The 10,771-nt window shown below is 61.1% G+C and carries 10 protein-coding genes; 6 read left to right on the top strand and 4 right to left on the bottom strand.

Annotated elements, in window-relative coordinates; all coding sequences use genetic code 11:
- The first annotated feature begins 82 nt into the window (after positions 1 to 82).
- Both istB and ACH0BU_RS17345 read left to right on the top strand, forming a co-directional pair.
- Entirely contained in the window at positions 83 to 811 is a 729-nt protein-coding gene (gene istB, locus ACH0BU_RS17350) for an IS21-like element helper ATPase IstB (RefSeq protein WP_017977237.1), read from the top strand.
- Between the two features lie 173 nt (positions 812 to 984).
- Positions 985 to 1,230, top strand: a complete 246-nt coding sequence (locus tag ACH0BU_RS17345) for a hypothetical protein (protein ID WP_007406343.1) — start codon at positions 985 to 987, stop codon at positions 1,228 to 1,230.
- 170 nt (positions 1,231 to 1,400) lie between these two features.
- On the opposite strand, the gene ACH0BU_RS17340 is transcribed toward ACH0BU_RS17345, so the two are convergent.
- Together ACH0BU_RS17340 and ACH0BU_RS17335 are read right to left on the bottom strand one after the other, a co-directional pair.
- Positions 1,401 to 1,673 carry a hypothetical protein gene (locus tag ACH0BU_RS17340; RefSeq protein ID WP_406890190.1) on the bottom strand — a complete coding sequence of 91 codons (273 nt, stop codon included), beginning with the start codon at positions 1,671 to 1,673 and terminating at the stop codon, positions 1,401 to 1,403.
- Positions 1,670 to 2,035 (bottom strand): PadR family transcriptional regulator, encoded by a 366-nt coding sequence (locus tag ACH0BU_RS17335; RefSeq protein ID WP_066760181.1) that lies wholly within the window; start codon positions 2,033 to 2,035, stop codon positions 1,670 to 1,672. Before ACH0BU_RS17335 ends, ACH0BU_RS17340 begins: the two co-directional genes overlap by 4 nt.
- Before the next feature lie 491 nt (positions 2,036 to 2,526).
- Between ACH0BU_RS17335 and ACH0BU_RS17330 the strand changes: the two genes are divergently transcribed.
- The 3 genes from ACH0BU_RS17330 (at position 2,527) to ACH0BU_RS17320 (ending at position 7,771) form a co-directional block, all read left to right on the top strand.
- On the top strand, positions 2,527 to 3,882 hold the full coding sequence (locus ACH0BU_RS17330) for a DUF7986 domain-containing protein (protein WP_035386735.1): 1,356 nt from the start codon (positions 2,527 to 2,529) through the stop codon (positions 3,880 to 3,882).
- Between the two features lie 1,604 nt (positions 3,883 to 5,486).
- Entirely contained in the window at positions 5,487 to 6,830 is a 1,344-nt protein-coding gene (locus tag ACH0BU_RS17325) for an IS1182 family transposase (RefSeq protein ID WP_016510730.1), read from the top strand.
- A 296-nt stretch (positions 6,831 to 7,126) separates the two neighbouring features.
- On the top strand, positions 7,127 to 7,771 hold the full coding sequence (locus ACH0BU_RS17320) for a DsbA family protein (RefSeq protein ID WP_066760183.1): 645 nt from the start codon (positions 7,127 to 7,129) through the stop codon (positions 7,769 to 7,771).
- A gap of 33 nt (positions 7,772 to 7,804) precedes the next feature.
- Here the strand turns inward: ACH0BU_RS17320 and fliE are convergent, their stop codons facing one another.
- Positions 7,805 to 8,203: a flagellar hook-basal body complex protein FliE gene (gene fliE, locus ACH0BU_RS17315; protein WP_051121599.1), complete on the bottom strand. Its 399-nt coding sequence runs from the start codon at positions 8,201 to 8,203 to the stop codon at positions 7,805 to 7,807.
- Between the two features lie 286 nt (positions 8,204 to 8,489).
- On the opposite strand from fliE, the gene ACH0BU_RS17310 reads away from it, so the two are divergent.
- The gene (locus ACH0BU_RS17310) at positions 8,490 to 9,599 is read left to right on the top strand and encodes an acyltransferase family protein (protein WP_198010941.1); all 1,110 of its coding nucleotides are present in this window, start codon (positions 8,490 to 8,492) and stop codon (positions 9,597 to 9,599) included.
- A 177-nt stretch (positions 9,600 to 9,776) separates the two neighbouring features.
- Here ACH0BU_RS17310 and ACH0BU_RS17305 read toward each other — a convergent pair.
- Positions 9,777 to 10,771, bottom strand: a 995-nt coding sequence (locus ACH0BU_RS17305; protein WP_279333708.1) for an IS1380 family transposase, incomplete at its 5' end; no start/stop codon positions are given.

The raw sequence follows: 10,771 nt of genomic DNA, 5'->3' as shown, positions 1-10,771 counted from the left end.
ACCATTGTCACCCCCGAGGACCTGGCGCTGCGCCATCCGCCCCGCGCCGACTGCAACCGCTATGACAGCCTGCGAGGTCTCCATGCAGCGGCATGAGATGATGACGGCCATGACCGAGTTGGGGCTGAAGGGCATGGCTGGCGCCTTCGACGAGGCGGTCACCACCGGTCTCCAGCGCAAGCGCACGACCATGGAGGTCCTGACCGACCTGCTGCGTGCCGAGGCGACGCACCGCCATGCAGCGTCGGTCCGTTACCGGATGTCGGCCGCCAGGTTGCCCGCGGTGAAGGACCTCGACGCCTTCGTCTTCGATGACACCCCCATCAACGAGGGACTGGTGCGCTCGCTATACAGCGGCTCGTTTCTTCCGGGCCGGCGCAACGTCGTGCTTGTCGGTGGGACGGGCACAGGCAAGACGCACCTCGCCACCGCCATCACCACCAATGTGGTACGGGCCGGCGCCCGGGGACGCTACTTCAACACGGTGGACCTGGTGAACCGGCTTGAGGAGGAAACGCGTCTTGGCAAGGCCGGCACGCTGGCAGCCCAGCTCTCCCGGCTCGACCTCGTGGTGCTCGACGAGCTTGGCTACCTGCCGTTCGCCCGCTCGGGCGGCCAACTGCTCTTCCACCTCGTCAGCAAGCTCTACGAGCAGACCTCGGTCATCGTGACCACGAACCTCGCCTTTGGCGAGTGGCCGACCGTCTTTGGCGACCCCAAGATGACCACCGCGCTGCTCGACCGCATTACCCACCATTGCGACATCGTCGAAACGGGCAATGACAGCTGGCGCTTCAAGCACCGCAGTTGACGCCCAGGACCACCGGCAGAGAACGCTTCGCGCTGGTTGCGCCTCCGGTCGGGCTACGCCCGCCCTACGCCGCAACCAGCGCGAACGGTGCACCCGTCATACCCGTCACGCTGCTCGACGAAGGGGGTCCCTTTTGCACGCCGATAGGGGGTCCTTTTTGGACGCCGATTGACATGCTGGAGACGATGAAACGCCTCGACGCCCATGCGAATGCCCTGCTGCTGATCGGTGCTTCCGATATCGATCTGCTCGGCGGCATGTTCGACGTGATGCCGGACTTCAAGGCGCTGCTCGATGCCGGATACGGCGAAGAGATCGAGAGAAACGCCGGTCGCTTCCCCGGCCTGCACCGCTACGCCGTCATGCTCTCAAATATCGCCGAAGGGATCGCGGACGGCTCCATCCGGGTGCCACGCTGACGCCACTCCCGCTGGCAGATAATGTGAGCAGACCTTTATGATTGCGAGCAGCGCAGGATGATGGCGAGCACATTGGCAGATAGCGCGAGCAGATCGCCGAGCCGGTTGTCAGATAATCCGAGCAAAAAAAGGCTCTGTTTGCAAGCAAACGCCGCTACGATTGCAAGCACCTACAGGTAGGTGCGGCTGCCGTGCATCAGCAGTTCGTCTGCGAGCAACGGGTGAAGATAATCGGCAGGCCGGCCCAGCCGATTGATGGCGGCTTGCAGGCGATCGACCTCGGCTCCGTTTCCTTCGCTGCTGTAACTTTCAGCCAGATGATCACGCAGGTCTTCGCGTAAATCCTCTGCGCCGGGTCCGGAGCGCGCTATGATCCGGTCGACGTCGGCGAAATACGCGCGCCACAGACGTTCGGCTGCTGGATCGACGAAGGCGGGCGTCATGCGGGAACTCCATCGATCATATGCTGAACCGAAGTGCTGAGCTTGACCCAGGATGGACGCATCGCATCGAGCGTCGCTCGCCCCTGCGGGGTCAAGGTGTAATATTTCCGCGGCGCACCGCCATCACCATCGCCTAGGCGGGCGGCGATCAGGCCATCCTTCGCCAGTCGCAGCATGAGTGGATAAAGGGTGCCTTCGGGCACATCCAGCGTGGCGCGCCTGGCGATGCCGGAAATCAGCTCGAAGCCATATTGCTCACGCTCGGCGAGCGACAGCAGAATGACGAACTCCAGCACGCCCTTCCGCAGCTGAACCTCCCAACGGGCTATAGCGTCGGCCGAATCATCGGATTGCCTTGTCATGCAAGGGTTATGCGGAACATTACCTTGCAATGCAAGTAACTTTTGGCTCCTCGTGTCGAGAATCCGCGTCGCCGCAGTTTGACCGTCGACGAAGCGTGCACATCCCAGCTGAGACGCTCAGGGCAGGCGTCAGGCCTTGTTCAACAGTCCCGGCCGTTTTCCGAACATTGGCATTCGGGTCGCCCGGAGCCGCCATTAGCGCGGGCAACGTTCATCAACCCCGTTCGAGATACAATGTGCAGGAAAGGTCCGCCTACGGAAGCTATCTGCACCGAGGGGTCCGATAGCTGCCCGACAGCGATGTCCCCACAATTCGCCATTTGGGACGGTTGAGGCCGTCCCGTTATTAGATCCCATGCGAGACGGGATCGCTATGCGTTGGGGTGTCATTCCGCCCCCAACCGGACCCGGCCACCAGCGGCGCATTTTTCAACAGCCCCTACCGTTTCGCGCATCGTGGCCGCGCACCGCCAGCAGCAAGGAGAGTGAGTATGAAGCGCGGCCATGACCTGTCCGGCATCATGAAGTTCGCCACATCGCCCGCCTGGGCCGACCATTTGCGCGATGCCCTGGACGATCATCTTGGACCGGCGATGGAGGAATTCGAGTTCGAGTTCGAAGACCTTGTCGAGATCGTCAGCGACCATTGGGCCGGCGTACTGTGGGGATGCGCGTTCGAAGATCTCCTGACGCGGACCGTCGAACCCGGCGCGCTGAACCTCGTCGACGATTATATCCGACGTCGCGGCTGGAATGAGGCCGGCCCCGCCAAGCTCTATATGCGTGCGCTGCAATCTTCGGTCATGAGCCTCTACGAGGTCAGCGACGTCGAGGCTGGCAGCGGATTTCTTGTTCGTGATCTCATCCGGGGCGGTGACGCGGTCCGCGTCACCGAACGCAGCGCCTCGCAGACGCTCAAACAATGGGACAGGATCGGTACGCGGGTCGTCATTGTGGGCGGAAAGCATCTCCTATCGGGTGGGGTGCTATCGTTCACGATGGAGGCAACCGACGCTCTCATGGCCGATCTTCGGCGCGTGGAGGGAAAGCGCAGTCCGTGCAGCCAGCTGGCGCTCACCGACGCCAAGCTGCGCGCGCTTCCTTCACTCCTCAGTACGGCATGGCTGTTCGACGTCGTGCCCCGGGCAATGGGTGCGATGACCGTACCGACGCTGCACAACGGCGATGGTGAGGAAGTGGTGTTCCACCGCGTCCGGTTCCCCTTTGCGCGGGGCGCAACCCATGCGCTGATCGGCGACCAGCTCGATCTTTTGCCAGCCATGCAGCGCGAAACTTCGCATGTCTGGAACTGGCTTGGCGAAAAAACGACATCGACCCGGAAGGGCACAGGCCACATGGCCTGGGGTGTGACGATGATGGACGGCACGCCGGTGCTGGGCAATATCGAGCTGAAAGGGCGCGCGCTGATCCTGGCCGTTACCTCCGCCGAGCGTGCGGCACGCGGCACGGCCCTCCTGGCAGACACATTGGGCGACTTGGTCGGCACGCCGCTTAGCACGATCGAGACTGTCGAACAGGCCATGACCGCACATCGTGAAAACCGGCCTGAGCCGGCACCAGCCATCGCGCCTGAGGTGGCAACCCCACTCGTCCATGCCATGCTCGATCGTCAGTATCGCGCTACGCTGGACGAGCCCGTCGGCATGCTAGGCGACATCACGCCGCGCGCTGCAGCCCGGACCGCAGCGGGCCGCCAACGTCTTTCGGCATGGCTGAAGCATCTGGAGAACCGCAGCGGCAGTCAGCCGGATCCGAATGATCCGATGGCCACTTACGATTTCACCTGGATGTGGCGAGAACTCGGTATCGAGAAGCTGCGCAAATAGCGCTTCGATCCCCGCAAAAACTGGCAGGCACCAGCCGGTGTCGGCCTACCGTGAGTCTGTGTCCAAATAATGCACAGGGGCCATCTGGCGGGTCTGATTTAACACGGACGAGAACCTGAGGTCTTGTCCAGTCGCGAGGTGCGCCATTGCAGTGGGACATTTGCGAATGTCGGCCTCTAGCCACTCCAGTCCCGCCTTATCGAGCAAACGGAGCAGGGCATCATCGCTTTGCGGCGGTGACTTTGCGATCATGGCAAATAGTCGCTGCCCGCGGACTCGCGCCCTTGGCGGTTTGCCTACGTAGGGTGAACGGACCATCCGGGCTATCAGGCGATCTCCGCATGTCCGGCGTGCCTCGCCTAGGTCGGCATCGGTGCAGCCCCTACGGACTGCGATCGCGTAAACCGGAAAGCCGTAATCGTCTCCCAGGTAGCGGACCGCCATTGCCGGTTCGGACCGTTCGGGAAAGAAGCGGACCGGGTCGAATGCAAGTGCGCGAGTCCGTTCCTGGAAATCGTATGCCCGCGGAGCGTCCTGTGCCGCCAAGGGCGCGGCTTGGCCGAGGACGAGCGCAGCGGCGATGCAGGCAGATCGGATCATGCTCATACATCACACGGCCTGTCCGGGCTGCATAGCCAGTTTCGCTGGCGTCGCGAATGCCGCCTACCCCCAACCCAGTCAGTCCACTTAGGGTGTCATTTCGCCCTCAGCCGGAACCGACCCCAGTAAGTTTTTATTATTACAAATATATTCAGCTTTTTCTACTAAGCAGAATTGGAGCTCCTGATTATTAGCTTTATTAGTATTTTGCTTTCCCTAACCATAGCTCTGCTTGTAGATTTACTCTGGCGAGCAGAAGCGAGAGCTGGCAAAATATTGTTAACAGCCGTTACGATGGCTACACTGATCGTCGCAATTGGGTTCGCTCAGGTAGGCTCATCCGAACAAACGGACCCTTTAGTTCCTTGGATTGCCATCTTGTCAGCGACGCTCCTGTTAAAGTGGCTTCATACCATATTCCGGGAAACGGACGGAAAATGACGCAATTCCTCTGCTTGGGGGGACCCGGATACCGTCTAAGGTTATTAGGGGCCGGACCGCTTTTTCGGGATGCGCTGTCTTACGTTGAGCAGACCTACATATTCATCTAGCATCGCGATACGCCCTGCCTGCCGACACACGGTGCCGGCGATGGGGGTCAGCAAGGTTTTCAGCGCCGTTGACCCTTGAAACGCTAAACGCTCCGGTCCGTTAAGGCCGCGCTTCTCTCTGCCCGTCGCCTCGAAACAATGTTGAGCGCTTCGACCGCAGCAGAAAATGCCATCGCGGCGTAAATGTAGCCTTGTCAGCGATTGAGGCCGGGTTAGGAGTATCAGTTCTGCCGATCAGCACGACGGGGGCACATGCCGTTCGCACCAGCCCCATCTTCGCTGCAGAAGCACCACTAGTACTGTCTGTCTATGCGTGGGAAGCTGGAGGAGCGACGGGCGAACTGGTTGCCGCGATGACCGATGTCATATCCGAGCGAGACTGTTGAAAAACGCGTGCTTGCGACGGCGATGGAGGCGTGATTCACTCTTGGCAGACGGCAAGGGATCACGGACATGATGGGACGGCAGGTGGCACAGGGCGCGCTGTTCTACGGCTTCCGGCTTGATGAGCATGTGCCGGTTGACCACCTGCTCCGACGCATCGACGGCGTGTTGGACTTCGGCTTCGTGCGCGAGGCACTGGCGTCGAGCTACAGCGCGAGTGGGCGACCCTCGATCGACCCGGAGCTGATGCTCAGGATGCTGCTGGTTGGCTATCTGTTCGGCATCCGCTCGGAACGGCGTTTGTGCGAGGAGGTGCACCTCAACCTCGCCTATCGTTGGTTCTGCCGGCTTGATCTGGCCGACCGGGTGCCCGACCACTCCACCTTCTCCAAGAACCGGCACGGCCGCTTCCGCACCTGCGACCTGCATCGCCTGCTGTTCGAGCAGGTGGTCGCACGATGCGCCGTGGCCGGGCTAGTGGCGGGGCGCGACGTGGCGGTGGACGGCAGCACGATCATGGCCGACGCCAGCCGCGAGAAGAAGCTGAAGGGGGCCGACGCCGCAGACGAGCTTCGTGGCAGGGAAAGCATATCGCGACCCGTCGCCGAATACCTGGCGGCGCTCGATGCCGCGTTGCCGCCGGGCCCCGACGAACCGGCGCCCGTCGATCCGACCAGCATATCGCCGACCGACCCGCAGGCGGCGCTCACCTGCAAGCACGGACCGGCGCGATACGCATACGCCATCAACCCCCTGCTTGACCTCGACACCGACTGCATCCTCGACGTGGAGGCCACGCCCGCCCGCTTCGCAGCCGAGGTGGCGGCGACCCGGACGCTGGTGTCACGCGCCGGCATCAGGCTGGGCATCGAACCCGCCAGTCTCTCGGCCGACAAGGCGTATGGTAGCGGTCCGCTGCTCCGCTGGCTGATCGACCGGAACATCACGCCATACATCCCGGTCATCGACCGGACCCGCCAGCGGGACGCCTTCTTCACCCGGGATGCCTTCCGCTACGACCGGGAAGCGGATGCCTACCGCTGTCCGGCGGACAAGCTGCTCGGCTATTGCGGCACCAACCGGACCAAGCAGGTGCGCGTCTACCGAAGCCGGCCGGCCGATTGCGCCGCCTGCGAGCTGAAGCCGCAATGCACCATCGGTCCGAAGCGGGGTGTCACCCGGCTCGTCAGCGAGGAAGCCCGCGATACCGTGCGCGCCCTTGCCGGCACCAAGGCCTATGTGCACGCACGGCGTCGAAGACAGCGGATCGAGCGCGTGTTCGGCCATCTGAAACGCAACCTGGGGCTACGAACGCTCAAGCTGCGGGGCCTGTCAGGAGCCGCCGAGGAGTTCACCATGGCTGCCGCGGCATACAACCTTCAGTTGCTCGCCCGGCAGGCCGCGGCGGCCTGATACGCGGCGTATCCCCGGTGGCCGGCGTCACCAGCCATCCGCCACGCCGATTTCGCGCAAGCCTTTTTCAACGGTCTCGAGCGCTAACGAGAGCTAAGCCTCAAGCCAGGCATGCTCTCAAAAACCGAGCGTATATCTGGGTCCGTTCTATGTACCGACCCCTTTATTGCAGTTCCAGGCGATCATCATTGCGAGCCGCTACATCTATCGATCCGTTCAGAAGCCGTTAACCATTCCAGTCGGTCCAGGTTCCCGTATTCGTTAGCGGTTGAGGTTGAAGGGCATAAAGATTGACCATGGCCTTAGATCGACGACAGATGCTGCAACTCGGGACCCTGATTGCCGGTGGATGGGCCGTCAGCTCAGTCCTGAAACGAACTGCACCGATCGGCCGGGATGTCGCTAATCCCGAGGCACTGGCGGCTATCTTCGACGACCGAAGATCTCCTGCGAGTGGCCCGCCTACAGCGTCGCTCCGTTTGGCGGCCTTTACCGACTATCGATGCCCTGCGTGCAGGCGTGCATTCCCGGCCATGGAGGAAGCGATCCTGAGCGACGGAGATGTCCGCGTCATCTACAAGGACTGGCCAATTTTCGGACCGCCCTCGGAGCGCGCTGCGCAAGTTGCGCTCGCAAGTGCCGAGCAGGGTATTTACCCGGCGGTTCACAAGCAGCTCATGATCGACAGCAGAACCATCAGCGACAGCGTTTTGCAAGATATCGTCGAAAAAGCAGGCGGTAATTGGAAGCGTATGAGTGCTTACCTAGTATCACACGACCAGCAGATCATGGCGCAGCTGCGTGCCAATGGGGCGCAGGCTCTCACCCTCGGGCTGGCGGGGACACCGGGCTACCTTGCCGGATCGGTGCTGGTAGTGGGCGCTATCGACAAAGCTGATTTCCTTAGGCTGTTCGCGCGCGCACGCAGTTCGAGGAAATGATATTGGACTGCACACCTACCGATCTGGTTTTTGTTAAATTGCCATGCTCATTATGTCTTTGTACGCTGAGAGAACCTTATTGCGCACTTGCAGCGTCGCCTCAAACCCGATTGAAGCCGCTTGCCGGGCAAGCATAACCTTTGCGATATCGGTGGTTTCGCCCCGTTCATAGGCGACCGTCAACGCCCCGGCCTTTGCACCTGTTTCGTTTACTTTTAGCACCTGTTCTACAATTGTCGATGCGAAGCTGCTATTCGCTCCAGTAGCCGAGCCAACTGAGCCAGGGCCTTCAACTTTTTGCAGCACTTGGCTCATGGCCGCATCAAACGTAGGCCTTGCAATCCCGCCAGCGCTTGCCGGCGACGCCGCACTGCTGTTGACGACATTTCGGAGGGCGGAATTCCGGTCGAGAACCGCACTTCGCAAGGCCATGACATCACTGACCGAAATATTGCTCACAACAATCTCCCAAGCGAAACGGTAGCTGGGAAGCGTTACGAGATGGTTAAAAAACCTTAGGACAGATTGCCGATGTTTTAAGGGGACCGGCGCAGCCGCGTTGCTCGGGGCGAAGAGGCTTGCCGGTCTGCTCGTGTGCGCCTCTGGAACGTGCACCGCCGAAGAACCCTGAGGGGTAAGCTTCGCCGTCGCGTAAAATAAGATGCGGCCTGTCATGTTCAGACAACCTTGGGGTCGGCCCGCGGTTGGGGATCACGAGATGGCCTGTGTTGCAACGCATCGCGCCGAACGAACGGCGGAAGAGCGATCACGGTCCTTTCATATCCTCAACGTTCTACGCGGTCTCGCCGCTATGAGCGTCATCACCTTGCATTATCCGCAAGCCTTTGCGCCTTTCGTAGCGAGCGGAGCATACCTTGCCGTTGACCTGTTTTTTGTCATGAGCGGCTTCGTGCTCGCCCGCGCTTACGATGTAAGGCTTCAAGACGGAATGGGTGGCAGAGCGTTCATCGTCACTCGGCTGATACGCCTTTACCCATTCTATATCCTGGCCCTGGCGCTGGGCACCGTTGAATTAGCATACTATTATCGAAACGATCATCTCGCAGCAGAGATAATACTGTCCAGCGTCTTCAACTTCGTGATGTTGCCATCGCCGCCTGTGGGCATCCCCTACCAACCGCTGTTTCCTGCCAACTTCGTAGCTTGGACTCTTTCATTCGAGCTGTTCGCGAACGCTGCTTACGGCTTTGGTTTTGGGGTTCTAACTCACAAACGACTGGGAGTGATCGTTGGTATATCGGGTTTGATGCTTTTGGCATTGGCGCTCGTTCGCGGCAATCTCAATGGAGGAGCATATTGGCCTGATGCTCATCTTGCCGCAATCAGGGTCACCTTTTCATTCTTTGTCGGAGTTTTGATTCATCGCGCGCGGGAGACAGGAAAACTAGCACCGCTATTTTCCGTGAAATTACCCCAAATCATCATCATCGCAATCACGGTCGGTGCCCTTGGTTCACCCATATCACCTGTTTTGCGGGGGTTATTCGATGCGGCCTGCGTGCTGCTCGTCTTTCCACTGATTGTAGCCGCTTCGATTGGACGCAACCCTGTACCAAGCCGAGGAATGTGCGCTTTCCTCGGGGAAATTTCTTATCCCATCTATGTCTTGCAAATCCCCGTCTTCACGATTGGGGTAATGGGCCTGCCCAAACTTCTACCAGGTCTGCCGCAATTACCCGCTCCCTGGTCCGGGATTCTCCTGCTGGCTGCACTCTGCACCGCGTCCTGGTTCATGGCCACGCGCATCGATATCCCGCTGAGGCGCCGGTTGAACGCTGCGGTACTGCGGCATCTCCAACCTGGGTAGAGGCTTAACCCCACTATTCATGAGGCCACCGCTCTGGGTTCGTCCGAGCATGATTTGTCGGTCGCCGGGTGATCAGGGCAAGCGCCTCCGGCGGCGTTTTTTCACCGCGTCAGGATCAATGGGCTTTTCGAGGTTGAAGGACGAGGGCTTGGGCTTTCGGCGGCACTGCCGGGCTAGTTATGTGGGTGCCGGCCGGAGGCCGGTGGCAATGGCTCTGAACAGGCTGGCATCGGGGCAGGCTGACGCGAAGGCGACGCGGATGCGCGTAGCGGTTTCGATGACGCGGGCGGCGACCTTGAGCAATCGCAGGCGCAGCGTTGCGAACTCGGCAACGGCGAGCGGGGCAGCCTTCGGGATTTCCTGCTGGATGCGCCACACGAGCCAGTAGGCGGCGGTGTGCAGGATGATGCGCATCTGGTTGGCGTTGGCAGATCGGCACGAGGTACGATCGCTGGCGAGCTGGGTCTTGTGGCGCTTGATCAGGTTCTCGGCGTTGCCGCGAGCGCAGTAGAGGGTGTCGTAGATTTGCTCAGCCGAGCCTTCGGCCAGCGAGGTGACGACATAGCGGATATCCATGCCCAGCGTGCTGGCCTCGATCCGGGCGACGACGCGGCGCTGGCACTTCCAGCTCTTCGCGCCGTAGCGGGTCTCGGCATAGTTGCGCAGGACCGGGTATTGGCGCTGAGCCCGCTTAACCGCGCAGGCATCAGCGGCAGCGACGATTTCGGGATCAGCACGCAGCGCGGCGTTGGTTGGCAGGCCGAACACGTAATCGACGCCGGCCGGCTCGCAAAAGGCCATGACCTCGGGTCGGCCATAGTGCCCGTCGCCGCGGATGGTGATGTGCGTTTCGGGCCAGTGCCGGCGCAGATGGCGCACCAGGCGCCGGATGTGGCCGGCAGCTTCGGCGCCCGACGGTGTCTTGCCGGTGCGCAGTAGCATCGCCACCGGTCGGCCGGTGGCAGTGTCGTAGACATGGATCGGCAGGAAGCAGCGCTCGCCATGATGCCCGTTCCAGAAGGAGAGCTGCTGATAGCCATGAACAACATCACAGGTGTCATCGATATCCAGCGTCACCGCCGCCGGCGCGGCAGGGTAACTGGCGCAGTAGATGTCGATCATCGCGGACATCATCCTGGCCAACTCGCGTGTGGTCGGCGCATTTTCCCACC

Origin of the sequence: Sphingomonas olei (assembly GCF_045369765.1) — a bacterium.
Taxonomy (GTDB): domain Bacteria; phylum Pseudomonadota; class Alphaproteobacteria; order Sphingomonadales; family Sphingomonadaceae; genus Sphingomonas; species Sphingomonas panaciterrae.
This window is presented reverse-complemented; position numbering and strand designations above follow the sequence as displayed.